The 20006-nt window shown below is 62.7% G+C and carries 15 protein-coding genes and 1 tRNA gene; 8 read left to right on the top strand and 8 right to left on the bottom strand.

The annotated features are described in order from the left end of the window. Positions 1 to 7 precede the first annotated feature (7 nt). Both ACSZPK_RS01155 and ACSZPK_RS01150 read left to right on the top strand, forming a co-directional pair. Complete coding sequence (locus ACSZPK_RS01155; RefSeq protein ID WP_437880255.1) at positions 8 to 1321, top strand: aryl-sulfate sulfotransferase; 1314 nt, start codon at positions 8 to 10, stop codon at positions 1319 to 1321. Between the two features lie 48 nt (positions 1322 to 1369). Then, positions 1370 to 3106 carry an aryl-sulfate sulfotransferase gene (locus tag ACSZPK_RS01150; protein WP_437879564.1) on the top strand — a complete coding sequence of 579 codons (1737 nt, stop codon included), beginning with the start codon at positions 1370 to 1372 and terminating at the stop codon, positions 3104 to 3106. Between the two features lie 204 nt (positions 3107 to 3310). Here ACSZPK_RS01150 and ACSZPK_RS01145 read toward each other — a convergent pair whose 3' ends face one another. Further along, positions 3311 to 3601, bottom strand: coding sequence for a DUF1330 domain-containing protein (locus ACSZPK_RS01145; RefSeq protein WP_437879563.1), 291 nt, complete (start codon positions 3599 to 3601; stop codon positions 3311 to 3313). 322 nt (positions 3602 to 3923) lie between these two features. On the opposite strand from ACSZPK_RS01145, the gene ACSZPK_RS01140 reads away from it, so the two are divergent. Further along, positions 3924 to 5975, top strand: a complete 2052-nt coding sequence (locus ACSZPK_RS01140) for a TonB-dependent receptor (protein WP_437879562.1) — start codon at positions 3924 to 3926, stop codon at positions 5973 to 5975. Positions 5976 to 6138: 163 nt separating this feature from the next. Here ACSZPK_RS01140 and ACSZPK_RS01135 read toward each other — a convergent pair. From ACSZPK_RS01135 to rpsU, 5 genes are all read right to left on the bottom strand, one after another. After that, positions 6139 to 6215 (bottom strand) — tRNA-Ile (locus ACSZPK_RS01135). 17 nt (positions 6216 to 6232) lie between these two features. Continuing rightward, the gene (locus ACSZPK_RS01130; protein WP_437879561.1) at positions 6233 to 9574 is read right to left on the bottom strand and encodes a bifunctional diguanylate cyclase/phosphodiesterase; all 3342 of its coding nucleotides are present in this window, start codon (positions 9572 to 9574) and stop codon (positions 6233 to 6235) included. A 127-nt stretch (positions 9575 to 9701) separates the two neighbouring features. Beyond that, complete coding sequence (gene rpoD / locus ACSZPK_RS01125; RefSeq protein ID WP_437879560.1) at positions 9702 to 11552, bottom strand: RNA polymerase sigma factor RpoD; 1851 nt, start codon at positions 11550 to 11552, stop codon at positions 9702 to 9704. 97 nt (positions 11553 to 11649) lie between these two features. Next, positions 11650 to 13602: a DNA primase gene (gene dnaG, locus ACSZPK_RS01120; protein ID WP_437879559.1), complete on the bottom strand. Its 1953-nt coding sequence runs from the start codon at positions 13600 to 13602 to the stop codon at positions 11650 to 11652. 153 nt (positions 13603 to 13755) lie between these two features. Further along, positions 13756 to 13971: a 30S ribosomal protein S21 gene (rpsU, locus tag ACSZPK_RS01115; RefSeq protein ID WP_021702507.1), complete on the bottom strand. Its 216-nt coding sequence runs from the start codon at positions 13969 to 13971 to the stop codon at positions 13756 to 13758. Positions 13972 to 14174: 203 nt separating this feature from the next. On the opposite strand from rpsU, the gene tsaD reads away from it, so the two are divergent. Beyond that, complete coding sequence (gene tsaD / locus ACSZPK_RS01110; RefSeq protein ID WP_437880254.1) at positions 14175 to 15200, top strand: tRNA (adenosine(37)-N6)-threonylcarbamoyltransferase complex transferase subunit TsaD; 1026 nt, start codon at positions 14175 to 14177, stop codon at positions 15198 to 15200. A gap of 20 nt (positions 15201 to 15220) precedes the next feature. Here tsaD and plsY read toward each other — a convergent pair whose 3' ends face one another. Beyond that, positions 15221 to 15790, bottom strand: a complete 570-nt coding sequence (gene plsY, locus ACSZPK_RS01105; protein ID WP_437879558.1) for a glycerol-3-phosphate 1-O-acyltransferase PlsY — start codon at positions 15788 to 15790, stop codon at positions 15221 to 15223. Positions 15791 to 15866: 76 nt separating this feature from the next. Between plsY and folB the strand changes: the two genes are divergently transcribed. The 4 genes from folB to ACSZPK_RS01085 all read left to right on the top strand — a co-directional run bounded on the left by folB (position 15867) and on the right by ACSZPK_RS01085 (position 18941). Then, positions 15867 to 16220 carry a dihydroneopterin aldolase gene (gene folB, locus ACSZPK_RS01100; RefSeq protein ID WP_437879557.1) on the top strand — a complete coding sequence of 118 codons (354 nt, stop codon included), beginning with the start codon at positions 15867 to 15869 and terminating at the stop codon, positions 16218 to 16220. Further along, positions 16217 to 16753 carry a 2-amino-4-hydroxy-6-hydroxymethyldihydropteridine diphosphokinase gene (gene folK, locus ACSZPK_RS01095; RefSeq protein WP_437879556.1) on the top strand — a complete coding sequence of 179 codons (537 nt, stop codon included), beginning with the start codon at positions 16217 to 16219 and terminating at the stop codon, positions 16751 to 16753. The genes folB and folK overlap by 4 nt, the downstream gene beginning before the upstream one ends. A gap of 278 nt (positions 16754 to 17031) precedes the next feature. Then, positions 17032 to 18270, top strand: a complete 1239-nt coding sequence (locus tag ACSZPK_RS01090) for an HDOD domain-containing protein (protein WP_437879555.1) — start codon at positions 17032 to 17034, stop codon at positions 18268 to 18270. Positions 18271 to 18419: 149 nt separating this feature from the next. Next, positions 18420 to 18941 carry a DUF962 domain-containing protein gene (locus tag ACSZPK_RS01085; RefSeq protein WP_437879554.1) on the top strand — a complete coding sequence of 174 codons (522 nt, stop codon included), beginning with the start codon at positions 18420 to 18422 and terminating at the stop codon, positions 18939 to 18941. 75 nt (positions 18942 to 19016) lie between these two features. Here the strand turns inward: ACSZPK_RS01085 and ACSZPK_RS01080 are convergent, their stop codons facing one another. Further along, positions 19017 to 20003 (bottom strand): sulfate/molybdate ABC transporter ATP-binding protein, encoded by a 987-nt coding sequence (locus tag ACSZPK_RS01080; protein WP_437879553.1) that lies wholly within the window; start codon positions 20001 to 20003, stop codon positions 19017 to 19019. Positions 20004 to 20006: the final 3 nt, after the last annotated feature.

Below are 20006 nucleotides of genomic sequence, written 5' to 3'. Positions count from 1 at the left end.
CATGAAAATGCTCAAGCTCGCCGCGGCCCTGCTGGTCTGCGGTAACGCCCTCGCTGCGCCGACCGTTTACCCCACCGGCGTCACCCTGTACGACCCGGCCAAGGCCTGGGGGCAATACACCGTGTTCAGCGGCGCGGATCGCACCAGCTACCTGATCGACATGAATGGCAACGTGGTGCGCAGTTGGCCGTACAAAGGCTTCCCTACCGAGGTCATCGACCCGGCGGTGAATGGTGGTCGCAAAGGCCACGTTCTGTTGCAGCTCGAGGAGCGCAAGGACGGCAACCAGCGCTCGTTCGGCAATGGCGTGAACAACCACTCGATCGCCGAGCTGGATTGGGACGGCAAGCAGGTCTGGAGCTGGGCCGGCGACAAGGCCGGCGGTCATGCCCATCAGCACCACGAGCAGGAGCGTTTGGCCAATGGCAACACGCTAGTGCTGGCCAACACGCTGCACAAGGTGCGCGGCTTCAAACTCGATGAGCTGATCGACGATGTGATCTATGAAGTCGATGCCAAGGGCAAGGTGGTGTGGAGCTGGCTGGCGTCCGATCACCTGGACGAGTTCGGCTTTAGCGCCGAGCAACTGACGCTGGTGCGCAACACCAAGCTGGCCGACTACCTGCACTTCAACAATGCGCGCACGTTGGGGCCGAACAAGTGGTTCGAGCAGGGCGACAAGCGCTTCGCTCCGGACAACATCATCGTCGACTCACGCCAGGCCAACTTCGTCGCCATCATCGACAAGAAGACCGGCAAGGTGGTGTGGAACCTCGGGCCGAACTACGCCAATTCAGAGCTGCTCAACCCGTTCACTGACAAGGACAAGCTGCCGCGCCCGGTGGACCAGTTGAGCGGTCAGCACGACGCCAAGATCATCCCGCAAGGTTTGCCTGGTGCCGGCAATATCCTGCTGTTCGATAACCAGGGCGGTTCGGGTTATCCGGCTGTGGCCTATCAGATATCCACCGGTGCTTCGCGGGTGCTGGAGATCGAGCCGAGCAGCAAGCAGATCGTTTGGGAATACCGCCCGGGCAACGCGTTCTTCAGCGCCTTCACCAGCAATGCGCGACGCCTGCCTAACGGCAACACCTTGATCACCGAAGGCCAGAGCGGCCGAGTGTTCCAGGTGACCAACAAGGGCGAAGTGGTCTGGGAATACGTCAGTCCGTACTTCTCCAAGGCCACCGAGCAACGCCCCGCCAACAACTCGCTGTACCGCGCCACACCCGTGCCCTACGACTGGGTGCCCGCCGGCACGCCGCGCAGCGAGCAGGCCGTGGTGCCGCCCGCCGTCAGCGACTTCCGCGTACCTCACTAATCCTTTCCGGGCGAAGTTGCTGCTTCGCCCCCTCGCATTGGAGTTCCAATGAGCAATCAAGCTACCCATTCGCCGACCGAAGAACTGCCCGAAGGCGCCTGCATTACTGCCGGTATCCCCGACACCACGGTCAGCCGCCTCGGCGCCATCGTCATCAACCCGTATGGCATCGCCCCGCTGACTGCATTGATCCGCGATGGTGGCCAGACCCTCAACAACGCGCGCGTGCGTGTATTGGGGCGGGGCGAACGCGGCATCGATATCGATTACCCGGTCAGCGACTCGGTGCTGTGGACCCATGGCGGTATCCCGGTTTTCGGCCTCTATCCGGACCACCGCAACGAGGTCGAAGTGGCCTACACCCTCAAGGGTGAACGGGTGCGCGAGCGCTACACCATTTACGCGCCTGCGGTGCGCCTGCCGAGCATCGCCAGCCAGGATGGCGCGTTGCCGAAGGTCGAGCCGTTGAAGGTCGACCCGAGCCTGAAAAAGCGCCTGTACCTGTTCAACCACCTGCTGACCGACGTGGCTGGCACCAACCGCCAGCTCCGCTGGAACGCCCAGGGCGGTGCCGCCGAGTGGGATTCGGTGGGCATCAACTGGATCGCCGATAGTAACGGCGAAGTGCGCTGGTACCTGGATATCGAGCGCCTGCACGACTCCACGCGCATCGATGGCCTGGGCGCGAGCATGGGCTTCCAGCAGACCGCCGACGGCAAGCTGATCTGGGGCCAGGGTCAGCGTTACTTCAAGCACGACCTGCTGGGGCGGCCGGTGTGGGAACGGCGTCTGCCTGGCAAGTTCGCCGACTTCTCCCACGAGATTCGCGAGACCGGCAAGGGCACCTATGTGCTGCGCGTAGGCAGCAGCGATTACCGCCGCGACGATGGTCAGCAAGTGCGCTCGGTGCGCGACCAGATCATCGAGGTCAACGAGTCCGGCGAGGTGGTCGACTTCTGGGACCTGGGGCGCATTCTCGATCCCTACCGCGCCGACCTGCTGCACACCCTGGGTAAGGCGGCAGTATTCCTGCCCGAGGGCGTGGAGAAGAGCGACGAACTGGCGCAGAACGAACGTAGCGAAGGCGACGCGCTGCCCTTCGGCGATACCCCTGGCGTCGGCATCGGCCGCAACTGGGCGCACGTCAATTCGATTGCCTATGACCCGAACGACGACAGCATCATCATCTCCGCCCGTCACCAGGGCATCGCCAAGATCGGTCGCGACAAGCAGGTGAAATGGCTGCTGGCCGACCCCAAGGGCTGGTCGCCAGCGTTGCGCGAGAAGGTGCTGCGACCGGTCGATGCTGCTGGCAATGTTCTGCCGCAGCGTGAAGACGGCAGCTACCCGGACGACTTCGACTGGTCCTGGACCCAGCACACCGCCTGGCTCAGCGGCAAAGGCACGCTCACCGTGTTCGACAATGGCTGGGGCCGTCGCTTCGCTCCGACTCGTCTGGAGGGGAACTACAGCCGCGCCGTGGAGTACCGCATCGACGAAACCGAGGGCACCGTGCAGCAGCTCTGGGAATTCGGCAAGGAACGTGGCGACGCCTGGTACAGCCCGATCACCTCGGTGGTCGAATACCGCGCCGACAGCGACACTCAACTGATCTACTCGGCTTCCATCGAGTACCTGACCCGCGAACGCCTGACCCGTCCGGTGCTCAGCGAAGTTAGATACGGCACCCAGGAGGTCCTCGCCGAATACCGGGTGACCAGCCAGCAGCCGGGCAACGTCGGCTACCGCGCCTTGGTGATCGACCTGGGCAAGGCGTTCGGCTAAAACCGCCAGGTGAGCGATAGGCGGTGTTGCCAGCCCTCCTTTCGACCAGTGCTGATCGAAAGGAGGGCGTATGTTGCCTGGCACGTGCCATCGCCAGGCCCTGGCGTTCGGCGGCCCAGGAACTGATCGCGCAATTCCACATGCAGGTGGACCCCGCGACAGTACGATTGCGCTGTGACAGTCGCCCTGAAACGCGCCAGCCGGTCAGGCCAGATCGGCCTCGATGATGATCAGCTCACGACTCGCCGCCCGCAGGGCGAATGCCCTCGCTTGCGCATAGGCCGGGTCGTCGTAGCAGGCCTTGGCATCGGCATAAGATGCGAACTCGACGGCCAGGACGCGGCTGCTCTGATTCGATTCTTGCAGGGCCCCGGCATCCAGAACCTTGAGGGTGGCAGCGTATTTCTCCGCGATCGGCTTCCACAGCCGGCCATACTCCTGCTGAGCTTGCGGGTCTCTTACCTCGCTACCCAGGATGATCCAGTAGCCTTTCATCGATGCTCCTCATCAGGGCTTTGCTTCACACCAAGGATGGAGCATACGCGGCGGGTATTTCGCTTGATATTACGTTTCGGGCGAAAACTATCAGGGATGCCAGGCTGGAGGCTGAGCGAGGCGTTGCGCCGTGGCCTCATGAGGAAAATGAAATAGAGTTACATTTTATTATGTGGTGTTACGTTATAACGAATTTAGAATGTGCTTCGCTCGTATGGGCCCAATCGACAGCGCTGTCGATTGGGGCCGCGTCGACTTCTACTTTCTTCTCACGGATAAACACTACAGCCCGCCATCGCGAGCCGTGGTTCAGGAGCTTCATATGAAAACCGCCTCGGCCTCTTTCGCCGTGCTGGCAGTGCTGGGTGCCCCCGATCTTTATGCCGCGCAATCCGGTAACTCGACCCTGACCCTGGGCGAGGTTCGCGTGTCGAACCAGGCAGGCGTCGCCCTGCGCACCGAGAACGTGCTGACCTCCGTCGACGTAATGGGCGGCGATCAGGTCGAGGACAAGAACGTGATGAACAGTTGGCAACTGCTTGGCCAGATGCCCGGCATCCAGCTCACCGAAACCGGCCAGGGTGCCGAGTCCGGCAAGGCCACCTTCAGGGCCTTCAATGGCGAGGGCTACATCAACGGCATCAAGGTGTTGATCGACGGCATCCCGAGCAACGTCAACAGCGGCAACCAGCGATTCATCGACATGGTCTTCCCGCTCGACATCGACTTCATCGAAGTGGTTCGTGGCACCAACGATCCGCGCTATGGCCTGCACAACATCGGCGGCAACATCAACTACGTGACCCGCCAGGGCGGCAACTACATCGACAGCCGCCTGACCTACGGCAGCTTCGACACCCGCGAGGTGCAACTGGCGATCGGCCACGAGGAAGGCAACTTCGCCCAGAACTACCTATTGGCCAAACAGGATGCGGAAGGCTTCCGTGACAACGGCAACTCCAACAAATATTCGCTGGGTGGCAAGTGGTTCCTCAGCGACGACGCACAGACCTTCCGCATCGGTCTCATCGCGCGCCTGTACCATCACCAGGCCGAGGAGGGGGGCTTCCTCACCCGCGAGGAGATGCACGCCAGCCGCACCCAGTCGCCGGAGAAGAACGCCAACGACAGCGACGACCGTGACATGAAACACCTGAGCCTGCACATGGACTGGCAGCTCAACGACGACCTGAACCTGAGCAACAAGCTCTACTACAACAGCTATGAAGACGACCGCACCATCACCTTCACCAGCTACCCCACGGGCGATGCGCCTCGCCAGCGCCGCCTGTGGGACGAGCAACAGACCGGTGTGTTGAGCAACCTGACCTGGCGTGTCAACGACCTGATCACCCTCGACGGCGGCATCAACTTCGAAGAGCAGGACAACGCCTACCGTCGGCAACGCTATCCCTATGGCGTGCCGACCGACTTCGACGTCGCTCCCACGCGCATCCAGAACGACGATCACTACAGCCTGCGTAACCTGGGTGGCTACGTGCAGGCGATCATTCAGCCGACCGAGTCACTGAAGATCATCCCGGCCATGCGCGTCGACAAATTCGATGGCAACACCACGCTGCTCAGCGGCGAGAAAGCCTCGTTGCAGGATTACGGCTGGATTCGCCAACCGAAACTGAGCGTGGTCTACAGCCTTACCGAGGAAGTCGACCTCTACGCCAACTGGGGGCGCACCTTCCAGATTCTCACCGGCAGCACCGGGCCGGCCTACATGACTGCCGGCCAAGGCAAGTACGATCCATCGATCAACACCGGCAAGGAAGTGGGGGTGAAATTCCGCCCGTTCGACGGCACCGAGGCGCGTGTTGCCGTGTGGCAGCAGGATGCCACCGATGAAGTGGCCAACATGCCGGCCACTGAGACCACCGTCGGCCTTGGCGAAACCCGCCGGCGCGGCGTGGACATGCAGATCAGCGCACGCCTGAACGATCAGTGGACAGTCTGGGCGTCCCATGCGATCCAGGAAGCCAAGGTGGTCAAGGCCTTCACCGCCAGCGGCGAATCCCTGGCCGGCAAGGAAGTCTTCTCCACCCCGCGCTACATCAGCAACCTGGGCATGGACTATCAACTCAACGATGACTGGCGCTTCGGCGTCCAGGCCCGCGCCCAGGGCGACTACTACATCGACTCGGAAAACACCCAGGGCAAATACGGCGGTTTCGCCGTGCTCGACGCCAATGTGCGCTACCAGGTCTCCAGTTCCACCAGCATCGACCTGCAAATGAAGAACCTGACCGACCGCGAGTACGAATACGTTTGGTACGACAACTTCTTCTGGGGTGGCAACGACCAGGCCATGTTCTCCCCGGCACCGGGCCGCTCGGCCTATGTGTCGCTGAACATGAAGCTGTAGCGCACGGCTGGGCTTCGCCAGAAGCCAGGGGCAGCCCGTTCAGGCGCGGCTTTCACTTGTCAGTGAATACGTGGCGTGGACACGTTGTGGACAGTGCCGCCTTGGGGTCGGGAAAAAGCTCTCCCCTGAATGACGAAAGCCGCGCAGTACGCGGCTTTCAAGGTGGTGGGCCCACACGGACTCGAACCGTGGACCAAAGGATTATGAGTCCTCTGCTCTAACCAACTGAGCTATAGGCCCTCAGTAGGAGGCGGCGATTATAGCGATGCCTTTTCTTCGCTGCCAATCCGCAATTGCGAAAGAATTTCATCGGCGAAGTCCTTGGCGCAGAGCGGTTTGCTGATCAGGTAGCCCTGGATCTGCTGGCAGCCTTCGCGGGTGAGGAAGTCTTGCTGGGCTTCTGTTTCCACGCCTTCGGCGATGACGGTCAGTTGCAGGCTGCGGGCGAGGGCGATGATGGAGCGGGTGATCGCGGCATCGTCGCTGGCGTCGGGTAGGCCGGCGATGAAGGATTTGTCGATCTTGAGGATGTCCAGCGGCATGCGCTTGAGGTAGCTGAGCGAGGAGTAGCCGGTGCCGAAGTCGTCGATGGCCAGTTGCACGCCAAGGGCTTTGAGGCTGTGGAGGATGTCCAGGGCTTCTTCGGCCTGGTTCATGATGAAGCTTTCGGTAATTTCGAGTTGCAGGTGCTCGGCGCGCAGGCCGTAGTGGGTGAGCAACTCGTCGATTCGGTTGGCCAGTTGCGGGTGGCTCAGTTGCTTGCCGGAGAGGTTTACCGAGATGACGCCGAAAGCGCCATGGATAGCCTGCCATTCCTGCAATTGCCGGCAGGCTTCCTGCAGCACCCAGTCGCCTATGGGGACGATCAGGCCGCTGTCTTCGGCAAGGGTGATGAAGCGATCTGGCGGTACCTGGCCAAGTTGCGGGTGGGTCCAGCGCAGCAAGGCTTCGGCACCGATGAGTTCGCCGCTCGCCAGGCAGCGTTTGGGTTGGTAGTGCAGGCTCAGTTCCTGGCGTTCCACGGCGCGGCGCAGTTCGTGCTCGAGTGTCATGCGCTCGGTGGCCTGGAGGGTCAGGTCGCGGGTGTAGAACTCGGCGCGGTTGCGGCCTTTGGCTTTGGAACGGTACATCGCCGCATCGGCGTTTTTCACCAGGGTTGCGACATCGTCGCCATCCGTGGGGTAGAGGCAGATGCCGATGCTGGCACTGATGAAGAATTCATGGACGTTCGCCTGGAAGGGGGCTTCGAAGCAGGCCAGGAGTCTCTGTGCGATGCCTTCCGCCTCTTGTGCCGATGAAATCTCGGGGAGCAGGACGATGAATTCGTCGCCGCCTTGCCGGGCAACGGTGTCGTTCGCGCCCAGTTGCTGGAGCAGGCGCTGGGCAATGCCTTGTAGCAGGCAATCGCCGACTGGATGGCCGAGGCTGTCGTTGATGTGCTTGAAGCGGTCCAGGTCGAGGAACAGTACGGCGCCGGACTGTTTGTTTTCGAGGGACTCGTTGAGTCTTTTCTCGAACAGTGGACGATTTGGCAAGCCTGTCAGTGGATCGTGATGGGCCTGGTGGTCGAGTTGTGATTCGGCTGCTTTCAGCGAGCTGATATCGGCGAATACAGAGACGAAATGGGTCAGGTTGCCCTGGTTGTGCACCGCGCTGATGGTCAGCCATTGCGGGTAGCTTTCACCATTTTTACGCCGGTTCCAGATTTCCCCTTGCCAGTGCCCGGTGTCCTGCAGTTCGTCGAGCAGGCGGGTGTAGAACAAATGATCATGCCGGTCCGATGCGAGCATGCGCGGAGACTCGCCGAGGATGTCTTCTTCGCTGTAGCCGGTAATGCGGGTGAACGCACGGTTGACGGCGGTGATGCGTTGTTGCGGGTCGGTGACCATGACGCCTTCGGCTGTGTTTTCGAACACGGTGGCTGCCAGGCGCAGGCGTTCCTGGGTCTGCTGGCGCTCGGTCACGTCACGGGCGATGGTGAGCATGCAGGGTTGGCCGTCGATTTCCATGGCCTGGGCCGATAGCTCGCAGTAGCGCAGTTGCCCTCTGATGTTGACCCAGGTGTTGAAGTCGAAGACGGCTCCGTTCTGGCGTATCTGCTGCACCAGGTTGTCGCGGTCCTGTAGATTGAACCACAGGCCGATTTCTCGGGTGGTACGGCCCAGGGTTTCGTCCAGCGAAAAACCCGTCAGGCGAGTGAAGCCCTCGTTGGCGGCCAGTAGCTCGCCGGTGTCCTGGCGGGTTATCAGCAGGCCATCCGGCGAGGCATTGAAGGCCTTGGCAAATTTCTCTTCCGAAGCGGCCAGCTTTTCCTGGGTGCGCCGGGTTTCGCTGATGTCGATCATCAGGCCGCGCAGCAATGGGCCGTGGCCCAGGTCTGTCAGGGTGACGATATCGTGTAGCCAGACCACTCGGCCATCGGCGGCCAGCATCCGGTAGTCGAAGCTATGGTCGCGCCCTGCCTGGGTCTCTTTCTGGCAGAGGACGAAGGTCCGCTCGGCGTCGTCCGGGTGCAAGGTACGTTGCCAGAAACCTGGTCGCAGCCACTCTTCCAGCGGATAGCCGAGAAGACGTTCGGCATGGGGCGAGACGTAGGTGAAGCAGTAGTCTTCCAGGCGCATTTCCCAGGCAATGGCGTTGAGGCTTTCGACCAGCCCTCGATAATGCTGTTCGCTGCTGCGCAACTGTTCTTCCAGGCGTTGACGCTGCTGGATTTCCCGCGAGAGACGTCGGTTGATGAGCAGGACGGCGAACAGAATCAGGATGACCGCCGCCAGCGTGCCGAGGACGTAGAGCACGATGTTGCGCCAGTCCTGGCGGGCATCGAGCAGGGTGTTGAGCCAGGGCGCCTGCAGGTTTTCGCGTTCCTCGGCACTGAGGTCGGCGAATAGTTTGTCGAGGATGCCGATCAGCGGGCCGGCGCCGTGGGGAGCGGCCATGGCCAGTTGGTAGCGGTAGGGCGTCTGGCCGCTGACGTAAAGCCCCTGGCGTTGGTGCTCACGGATGTTCCAGGCGCTGGAAGCGAGGTCGTTGATCAGTACGTCGGCCTTGCCGCTGGCCAGCGACTGCATCGCCGCATCGAGGGTCGGTTGCGGTTGCAGATTGAGATCGGGGTGCTGGCTGCGCAGCAGTTCGTGAGGGGCGTAGTCCTGGATCACGGCGATCTTGCGGCCGTAGAGCTCGTCGAGGTTGTGTGGCTGGGGGCCGTCATGGCGGGAGATGATGACGATGGGCAGGTCGAGGAATGGGCGGGTGAAGTCGAGTGAACCCAGGCGTTGCGATGTGGCCATGGCGCCCGGCAGCAGATCGACCTTGCCCTGGCGCGCGAGGTCGAGCAGGTCGCTCCAGGCGCCGGGCTCGACGGGGTCCAGCTTGATGTTCAGTCGCTTCCTGATCAGCTCGGTGTAGGCGGGAACCAGTCCGCTGTGGTGGCCTTCAGCGTTCCTGAATTCGAAGGGGGGCCAGGAGGTGTCGACCCCCAGCCTCAGGACCGGATGAGCGTCGAGCCAGGCTTGTTCCTCGGGTGTCAGTTCGAGCGCGGCGCACGGCTGGGACAGGGTGGCCAGGCAGGACAGGAGAACGACCAGCAAACGCCGCATGAGCACAATTCCGGAGTGCAGTGAGTAACGGCATGTTAGCGCAACTCATGCGCAGGAGCCTGCTTCCGATCATTGTGCAATGGCATATGAACAAACCCCCGGGCGGGCCGGGGGTTGTGGTTTTGCATCACTCGTCGAGGAAGGAGCGCAAGTGCTCGCTGCGGGTCGGGTGACGTAGCTTGCGCAGGGCCTTGGCCTCGATCTGGCGGATACGCTCGCGGGTGACATCGAACTGCTTGCCCACTTCCTCGAGGGTGTGGTCGGTGTTCATGTCGATACCGAAGCGCATGCGCAGCACCTTGGCTTCGCGGGCGGTCAGGCCGGCGAGGACTTCGCGGGTGGCTTCCTTCAGGCTCTCCACGGTCGCCACGTCGATCGGCGATTGCATGGCGGAGTCCTCGATGAAGTCGCCCAGGTGCGAATCTTCGTCGTCACCGATCGGGGTCTCCATGGAGATCGGCTCTTTGGCGATCTTCAATACCTTGCGGATCTTGTCCTCAGGCATTTCCATGCGCTCGCCCAGCTCTTCGGGAGTCGGCTCGCGGCCCATTTCCTGGAGCATCTGGCGGGAGATGCGGTTGAGCTTGTTGATCGTCTCGATCATGTGCACCGGGATGCGGATGGTGCGTGCCTGGTCGGCGATCGAGCGGGTGATCGCCTGGCGAATCCACCAGGTGGCATAGGTCGAGAACTTGTAGCCGCGGCGGTATTCGAACTTGTCCACCGCCTTCATCAGGCCGATGTTGCCTTCCTGGATCAGGTCGAGGAATTGCAGGCCGCGGTTGGTGTACTTCTTGGCGATGGAAATCACCAGGCGCAGGTTGGCCTCGACCATTTCCTTCTTGGCGCGACGAGCCTTGGCTTCACCGATCGACATGCGCCGGTTGATGTCCTTGATCTCGGCGACGGTGAGGCTGGTCTCGGTCTGCAGGTCGGCCAGTTTCTGCTGGTTGCGCTGGATATCGGGCAGCAGGTTGCTGATGGCTTCGGCGTACTTGGCCTTGCCCTTGGCCAGGCCGGCGGCCCAGTCCATGTCGACTTCGTTGCCGGGGAACAGGCGTAGGAAGTCGGCGCGAGGCATGCGTGCATCACGCACGCAAAGCTGCATGATGGCGCGTTCCTGGGTGCGCACCTGATCCAGGGCGCCGCGTACACGTTCGACCAGGGCATCGAACTGCTTCGGCACCAGCTTGATCGGCATGAACAATTCGGCCAGTGCGGCCAGTTCGGCGATGACTTGCTTGTTGTCGCGGCCGTTTTTCTTCAGCGCCTTGCGGGCCTTTTCCAACTGCTCCGCGACGGCGCCAAAGCGACGTGCGGCTTCTTCCGGGTCCGGACCGCTCTCGCCTTCTTCTTCCTCGCTGTCGCCGTCGCTTTCTTCGTCGTCATCGTCCTTGGCGTCGGCGGCTGGCGCGGCTGCGGTCTTGATCTCGACCGGAACTTCTTCGGCCGGCAAGCTGCCGTCGTCCGGGTCGATATAGCCGCTGAGCACGTCGGACAGGCGACCGCCCTCGGCGACGATGCGCTGGTAGTCGGCGATGATGCTGTCGACGGTGCCGGGAAAGTGGGCGATGGCGCCCATCACTTCGCGAATGCCTTCCTCGATGCGTTTGGCGATTTCGATCTCGCCTTCGCGGGTCAGCAGTTCGACGGTACCCATTTCGCGCATGTACATGCGCACCGGATCGGTGGTGCGGCCGATATCGGTCTCAACGGCGGCGAGGGCTGCTGCGGCTTCTTCCGCTGCGGCTTCGTCGGTATCCGCTTCGGCCAGGAGCAGGGCATCCGCATCCGGAGCACTCTCGAATACGTTGATCCCCATGTCGTTGATCATGCGGATGATGTCTTCTACCTGTTCCGGATCTGAAATATCCTCCGGCAGGTGGTCGTTGACCTCCGCGTAAGTCAGGTAACCCTGCTCACGACCACGGGCGATCAACTCTTTCAAACGAGATTGCTGTTGCGCTTTTCCGGACATAACACCCTATCCACTGAAGGTCTTGGCGGGCAAAAAACAAGCCGAGGATTATACCCGAATTTCGGTCTCATATGCCAGATGAGGCTAGAAAATCCAGCTATTTTTTGCGAGTGAGCAGCGTTCTCAGCTGCTCTTTTTCCTCTGGGCTCAGTTCACTCTGACGAGCTTTGCGCAGCAGTTGTTCCAGGCTGCGCTCATGTTGGCGGGCTACAAGGCTAGTTATAGTGTCGAAAAACTGTTGTTCAAGGTTGTCCGCCGAAATGAGCCACTCCTTCTCCGCCAGTGCGCGCAGCAGGCGGCCTTGTTCGGTGCCGTGCCAGCGGGCGATGAGTTGCAGGGAGCGCAGTTTCGGATTTTTCTGCAGGGCCCCGACCAGGGCGACGAGCAGTTGCGCGTAGGTGTCGTCCTCGGCGGCGAAGTGGCTGACTTCCTCGACCTTGCACGCGAGAGAGGGGTGGTGCAGCAGTGTGCGCAGGGCGGTCAGTGTCGGTGACTCTACATTTACCGGTTTGCGCGCGGGTGTGTTGTCCCGCGAGCCTTTGCGCCAGTCGCCGCCCTTTTTCCACTCGCCGTCCTTCTTCCATGGCTTGCCGTCGCGCTTGGGCCTGGGCTCGTAGGCCTCTGCGGGCGGCTCGATGTGATTGGCGTAGTCCGCGACATCCATGTGTTCCGGCTGGACTTCGTAGTAATGGTCGTAGTCGGCGGGCGGCTCATGGCTGGCAATCTGCGGTTGGCTGGGCGGCTGGCTCTGTTGCACCTGCTGAAGCATTTCGCCGCTGAGGCCGGTGATCTCGCTGAGGCGCTGGCGCATCAGGGCGCGCAGGTTGCTGCCGGGGATCTTGTCCAGCAGCGGCGTGGCCAGGGTCACCAGGTGCGCCTTGCCTTCCAGTGAGCGCGGGTCGGCTTCTTCGCTCAGTTGCTGGAAGAAGTAGTCGGCCAGCGGCTGGGCATGCTGGTTGATGCGCGCGCGGAAGGCGTCGGTACCTTCGGCGCGGACCAGGCTGTCCGGGTCTTCGCCCTCGGGCAGGAACAGGAAGCGCGCGCGGCGACCGTCCTGCAGGCTGGGCAGGGTCGACTCCAGGGCGCGCCAGGCGGCTTTGCGCCCGGCGGCATCGCCGTCGAAGCAGAACAGCACGCTGGGCACCAGGCGGAACAGGCGCTTGAGGTGTTCCTCGCTGGTTGCCGTGCCCAGGGTGGCGACGGCATTGCGCAGGCCTTGCTGGGCCAGGGCGATCACGTCCATGTAGCCTTCGACCACCATGATTTCGTCGAGGTCGCGATTGTTCTTGCGCGCCTCCCACAGGCCGTAGAGTTCCTGGCCCTTGTGGAATACCGGGGTTTCCGGCGAGTTCAGGTACTTGGGCTTGTCGTCGCCGAGCACGCGGCCGCCGAAGGCGATGACCCGGCCGCGGCTGTCGCGGATGGGGAACATCACGCGGTCGCGGAAGCGGTCGTAGCGTTTGCCGGTGTCGGCGTTCTCGATCAACAGGCCGGCGTCGATCATCGCCTTTTGCTGCAGGGTGTCGCCGCCCAGGTGCTTGAACAGGTTATCCCAGCCGGGTGGGGCGAAGCCGAGGCCGAAGTCGCGGGCGATCTCGCCGGACAGGCCGCGGCCTTTCAGGTACTCGACCGCCGCCTTGCGCGTCGGGTGGCTCTTCAGGGCCTGGCGGTAGTAGTCGCTGGCGGCGGTCAGCAGTGGGTAGAGCGGCGAGTCGGTCGGCTGCCTGGGGCTGCGCGCGCGACCGCTCTCTTCCCGGGGGATTTCCATGCCGGCACGCTTGGCCAGTTCCTCGACGGCCTGGGGGAAGTCCAGGTTGTCGTGGTCCATGATGAAGCCGAGGGCGTTGCCGCCGGCGCCACAGCCGAAGCAGTAGTAGAACTGCTTGTCCGGGCTGACGCTGAAGGATGGTGTCTTTTCCTTGTGGAATGGACAGCAGGCCGTGTAGTTCTTGCCGGCCTTTTTCATCTGGATGCGCGAGGTCACCACATCGACGATATCGGTGCGGTTGAGCAGGTCATCGATGAAGGATTGTGGGATCAGGCTGGCCATCTGCGCATCAGCGAGCGGTTAAGGAAGCGGGAGAGCATAAACGAAAAAACTCCGCTTATTTTGCCCGTGGGCGGAAGCGGAGTTTCTCAAGCCGGAAAAGCAAAGCCCGGTATTAACCGGGCTTGGCGAAACCTCAGCGGCGCGGCCGGTAACTCAGTACAGGCGCTCGCGGCGGCGTTGTTCGCGCTGCACTTTCTTGGCGTGACGCTTAACGGCGGCGGCTGCCTTGCGCTTACGCTCGGTGGTCGGCTTTTCGTAGAATTCGCGGCTGCGAACTTCGGCCAGAACACCTGCTTTTTCGCAGGAGCGCTTGAAACGACGCAGGGCTACGTCGAAGGGTTCGTTCTCTTTAACTTTGACGGCTGGCATCCAGGTCGTACCTTCACTGTGTTACCGAATGGACGACGCGATCCGGCAAGGGCACGGGAGTACGTCGGTTTTCAAGGGCTGCGGATATTAACGCCTGACGCTACAGAATGCAAAGCCTCTGATCGAAAAGCGCTGGTCTGGGCCTTGAGGCGCCGATTATCATGCGCGCCTTCGAAATTCACCTGTATTTAAGGCGCGAACCCATGCTGGTGCTGGGATTGGAAACCTCCTGCGACGAAACCGGCGTTGCGCTCTATGACAGCGAGCGCGGCTTGCTGGCCGATGCCCTGTTCAGCCAGATCGAGCAGCACCGGGTGTTCGGTGGCGTGGTCCCCGAACTGGCCTCGCGTGATCACGTCAAGCGCATGTTGCCGCTGATCCGCGAGGTGATGGATGCCGCCGGCATCGAGCGTTCGCAGATCGACGCCATCACTTATACCGCCGGGCCCGGCCTGGTCGGCGCATTGCTGGTGGGCGCCTCCTGTGCGCAGGCGCTGGCATTCGCCTGGGGCATTCCGGCGCTGGGTGTGCACCATATGGAAGGCCATCTGTTGGCGCCGATGCTGGAAGAGCAGCCGCCAGCCTTTCCGTTCGTTGCCCTGCTGGTTTCCGGTGGCCATACCCAACTGGTGCGGGTCGACGGTATCGGGCGCTACGAACTGCTTGGTGAGTCGCTGGACGATGCGGCGGGCGAAGCGTTCGACAAGACCGCCAAGCTCATTGGCTTGCCTTATCCGGGCGGCCCGGAAATCTCCCGCCTGGCGCAGAGTGGCATGCCGGGTCGTTTCACCTTTCCGCGCCCGATGACTGATCGTCCTGGCCTGGACCTCAGTTTCAGCGGCCTGAAGACATTCACCCTCAATACCTGGCAGCAATGCCGCGCGGCCGGTGATGACAGCGAGCAGACCAAGGCCGACATCGCCCTGGCTTTCGAGCAGGCGGTGGTGGATACGCTGACCATCAAGTGCCGTCGGGCCCTGAAGCAGACGGGCTTGAACAACCTGGTGATCGCCGGCGGGGTCAGCGCCAACCAGTCGCTGCGCCGTTCGCTGGAGTCGATGCTGGCTTCGCTCAAGGGTCAGGTTTTCTACGCCCGCCCGCGCTTCTGCACCGATAACGGCGCGATGATCGCCTACGCCGGTTGCCAGCGCCTGTTGGCGGGCCAGCAGGACGGGCCGGAAATATCCGTGCAGGCGCGCTGGCCGATGGAGCAACTGCCGACGCTATGAGCCGCGCTCAGCGTGTCGATTCAGAAATGCCGTTCGCGCCCGGCGAACAGGTCGCGTAGATTGCCGCGGTGGCGCCAGACGATCAGCAGGGTCAGCACGCACATTGGCAGCAGCGCCAAGGGCTGCTGCCAGGCGAGCAGCGGTAGGGTCAAGGGTGTGGCGATCAGGGCGGCCAGCGAGCTGGTGCGGGTGAGGTGGAAGGTCAGGGCCCAGGCCGCGATGGCCAATAGTGCCGCGGGAGGGTAGAGCCCGAGCAGCATGCCGGCGGCGGTGGCCACGCCCTTGCCGCCGCGAAAATGGAAATAGAGTGGGAAGAGGTGGCCGATCACGGCGGCGATGCCGATCCAGGCCTGGTGCTGGATGTCGTAGCCAACGCCGCGAGCGATCAGGACCGGCAACAAGCCCTTGAGTAGATCGCCGAGCAAGGTGAGTATTGCCAGCTTCCTGCCAGCGACGCGCAACATATTGGTAGCGCCAGGATTGCCCGAGCCGGTGGCGCGCGGGTCTGGTCCGCCGCTAAGGTGGCTGAGCAAGATGGCGAAGGACAGCGAGCCAAGCAGGTAGGCGAGCAGGACCAGCAGCCAGAACATGATGTCCATCCGGGGCGAATGAGGCCTCGATTCTAACGGCGTGAGCCGGTCCTTGTCGTGCAGCGGAGTGAAGCGTTTGGACAAAGTCTTTATCGAAGGCCTGGAGGTCGACACCTTGATCGGCGCCTACGATTGGGAGCGGGGTATTCGTCAGTGCCTGCGACTGGACCTGACGTTTTCCTGGGATATCCGACCTGCGGCTGCTGGCGACGACCTGAGCAAGGCACTGGATTACGCTGCTGTCTACCAGCACGTCCAGGCTTTTGCCGTTGTCGCGAAATTCGAGTTGGTCGAAACCTTCGCCGAGCGCCTGGCCGCTAGCCTGCTTGAAGCGTTTGGCATGCCGACGCTGCGTCTGCGGGTGACCAAGCCAGGAGCGAATGCTGCCGCGCAGGCCGTGGGCGTGGAAATCGAGCGAAGCCGAACATGAGCCAGGTATTTCTGGGGCTGGGCAGTAATTTCGAACGTGAAGAGCATCTCCGTGCCGGGCTGGATGCGCTGGCTGGATTGCTGCGCGATATGCGTTGTTCGCCGGTGTTCGAGAGCGACCCCGTAGGGATCAAGAGTGGCCCGTTCTTCAACCTGGTGGTCTGCGGAGAGACCGATCTGCCGCTCATGGAACTGGATCGCCGACTGAAGTTCATCGAGGCCGACAATGGTCGCTACGCGCCCAATCGCAAGGGGTTGCCGCTGGATATCGATGTGTTGCTGTATGCCGGGGAAGTGGGCAATTTCGATGGACTCGTACTGCCGCGCGCGGAAATCCTCAAGAATGCCTTCGTGCTCTGGCCTCTGGCTGTGCTTGCTCCCGAGCATCTCCACCCTGGCGAGGGCCGGTCGTTTTCTGCCCTGTGGGATGGGGCGAATATCGACCAACGCTTGTGGCCGGCACCGTTCGACTGGCGCGGCCGGGCACTTACCCCGCTGTCGCTGTGCGAGGCGTATCCGAAGCCCGTGGTGTGAGGCCTGCCCGCATGGGGTTACTCGATTAGGCCCAATCGTTCGCAATGCATGGCTGTGTGACAAATGAGCGCAGTGGGTCGCTTGCCGAACAGGCGCGATCTGCTACGGGCCGCTGCCAGCGGGTATTTCTGCGGGGAGCGTGGCTATACCATCGTCCTGTTACAGCACTTTCCGGTCGCCAGGAATATGTCACCAAGAGTAACCTGATGTCGGTTTCGGCTTATCTGTACTGTGCTGGAATCCTAGACATACGGAAGGATCCATTTTATGAGGTTCGCATGCCCGCGTCGCCCGCCCGCCCGGAAGTCCTGATTGCCGAAGCCAACCCCTGGACTGCCGATCTGCTCGTCCAACTGGTACTCGATGTACGCGGTGATGCGGTGGTCAATACCGTGACCGACGGGCATGCAGCGCTTGCCCGCTGTCGGCGCAAGCTGCCGGACCTGCTGATCGCCGACGGCGAGCTTGACGGACTGGATGGTGTCGAGCTGCTGCGTCAGGTGCGCCGTCACCCACGTACGCCAGCGCTCCCCTTCATTCTCATCAGCCGTCGCACCGACGCTCGCAGCGTGCGCGAGGCGATGCCGCTGGCACCCACCGCCTATCTGGCCAAGCCGTTCAATGCCGAGTTGCTGCGCCAGCGCTTGAAGGTTCTCCTGCGTGGCAGTAGTGAAAAGGAGCCGGAGTACAAGCGTCCGGCGCTGCTGATCAACGATCTCTACGAATACCTGGACAGCGTGCGTGAGCAGGGCCAGGGCGCGCCCTTGCTCGACGATGTGCGCAACGCCGTGGCGACCAGCCTGCAGGCCCATGATGCGGACCTGGGCGAACTGGAAAAGACCTTCATCCGCGACCCGCAGATCACCGCGCGCCTGATTGCCGCTGCCAACAGTGCCGCCGAGCACGTTGGCGCGCCTTGCCAGACCGTCGGCCAGGCCCTGCAGCGCCTCGGTATCGGGCGTTGCCTGAATCTGGTCCTCGGCCTGGCGGTGCAGCGTAATGCCCGCCTGAGTGATGAGCGCCTGATGGCCTTGTCGGCTCCTCTGGCCGAGGCCGCCATGCGTGGCGCTTCCCTGGCGGCCTGGTTGGCCCGGCGCCTGGGCCTGGATGCGGAGTTGTGCTTCACCGCCGGGCTGCTGCATAACATTGGCGATCTTGCCGTACTGCGCAGCTTGCAGGATTGGCAGGACGCCGGCGGTGTCCTGAGTGACGAGCAGATCGCTGCTGCGCAAAAGAGTCATTCTGCCAAGTTCGGCTCCGCCCTGCGCATTCGCTGGCGCCTGCCGTTCGGCCTGCGCGAGCTGGTTGCGGCGTTCTATGGCAAGGGCAGCGGGGTGTTCTCGCGCGAAGCACTGGTGCTCAACCTGTCAGCCGAACTGTTGCGGGGAGAGCCCCTCGAGAGCGTGGCCGAGTCTCGTCCGGCACGGATGCTGCGGCTGCCTACGGGCCTGCTCGAGGAAATTCCCCAGAGCCTGGTGCCACCGCCCGCGGCCGAGCTGGTGAGCGAGGCGCAGTGAGCGAAAGCCGTGCCCACGACCTGGCGGGCTAGCAGGTCATCGCCTTAATCGTCCGTTTTTTGGCCAATGCCGCCGGTCGACTGTTGCTGCCTTGAGAGCAGTGGCGAGGCATCCTGTGCCTCATCACCCTTTTCGGGAGGCGTTTCAGGATGAAGACTCTGGTCGATCACCTCGGGCAATACGCCGAGTACCACCGCGATCCCCGTAACATCGCCAGCCACTTCATCGGCATTCCGCTGATCCTGCTGGCCGTCACCGTGCTGCTGTCCCGTCCCGGCACCGAGGTTTCTGGTCTCTGGTTATCGCCCGCGCTACTGGCGGCGCTGGCCAGTGCCGCCTTCTATCTGCGCCTGGATATGCGCTTCGGCCTGGCCATGGCGGCTTTGCTGTCGCTTTGCCTGGGGCTGGGGGCCTGGCTGGCATGGCAATCCACCGCCGTCTGGCTGGGCGCCGGCCTCGGTCTGTTCCTGGTCGGCTGGCTGATCCAGTTTGTCGGCCATTACTTCGAAGGACGCAAGCCGGCGTTCATCGACGACATCATGGGCCTGATGGTCGGCCCGTTGTTCGTGGTCGCCGAGCTGGCCTTCATCTGCGGTTGGCGTGACGAGGTCCGCCAGGCCATCGAGCAGCGCGCCGGGCCGCAGCGCCTGCGGGTGCGCAGGGCGGCTTGAGGCGCGGCGATACAGGTCTGGCGGCTCCTGCAGGTCGCGTGCGAACGCGAAGGCCTGGGGCTGTCGCGGCCTCTGTCAAAGCGCGCGTTGGGCCTGCCAGACCTTCGGTTTGAAGTAGAGGATTTCGCCACGGGCCAGGCCTTCCAGGCTGTCGTGGTCCTTGACTACTTCGGCCTCGATCAGCTCGTCCTGGCCTTCCACTTTCAGCGTCACCCGCGTGATCGCGCCCAGCGGGCGAATGTCGCGGACTTCGGCGGCACGGTGTTCCTCGATGGCGCTACGCGACAGCGACACTTCGTGAGGGCGGAACATCAGGTGTTCCTCGCCCACGCGCAGGCGGTTGGAGTCACCGAGGAAGTGGTAGACGAAGTCGCTGGCCGGGTTCTCGTAGACCTCGGCCGGCGAGCCGATCTGCTCGATCACGCCTTTGTTCATGACCACGATGCGGTCGGCCACTTCCATGGCTTCTTCCTGGTCGTGGGTGACGAATACGCTGGTCAGGTGCACTTCCTCGTGCAGGCGCGCCAGCCAGCGGCGCAACTCCTTGCGCACCTTGGCGTCGAGGGCGCCGAACGGTTCGTCGAGCAGCAGCACCTTGGGCTCCACCGCCAGGGCGCGGGCCAGGGCGATACGCTGGCGCTGGCCGCCTGAGAGTTGTTCCGGGTAGCGATCGGCCAGCCAGTCGAGTTGCACCAGGTTGAGCAGTTCATGGACCTTCTGGGCGATCACCTTTTCGCTCGGGCGCTCGCGCTTGTCCTTCATGCGCAGGCCGAAGGCGACGTTGTCGAACACGGTCATGTGGCGGAACAGGGCGTAGTGCTGGAATACGAAGCCGACCTTGCGATCACGCACGTCGTGGCGGCTGACGTCCTCGCCGTGGAACACGATGCTGCCGCTATCCGGTGACTCCAGGCCGGCGATGATCCGCAGCAGCGAGGTCTTGCCACAGCCGGACGGGCCGAGCAGGGCGACCAGTTCGCCGCTCTGGATGTGTACGTTGATCTCTTTCAGCGCCTGGAAATTGCCGAAATGTTTGTTGATGCCTTTAACTTCGATACTCATGGG

Origin of the sequence: Pseudomonas sp. LRF_L74 (assembly GCF_965644255.1) — a bacterium.
GTDB lineage: Bacteria > Pseudomonadota > Gammaproteobacteria > Pseudomonadales > Pseudomonadaceae > Aquipseudomonas.
Note: the sequence above shows the minus strand (reverse complement) of the source record. Positions and strands in the feature narration are given on the sequence as shown.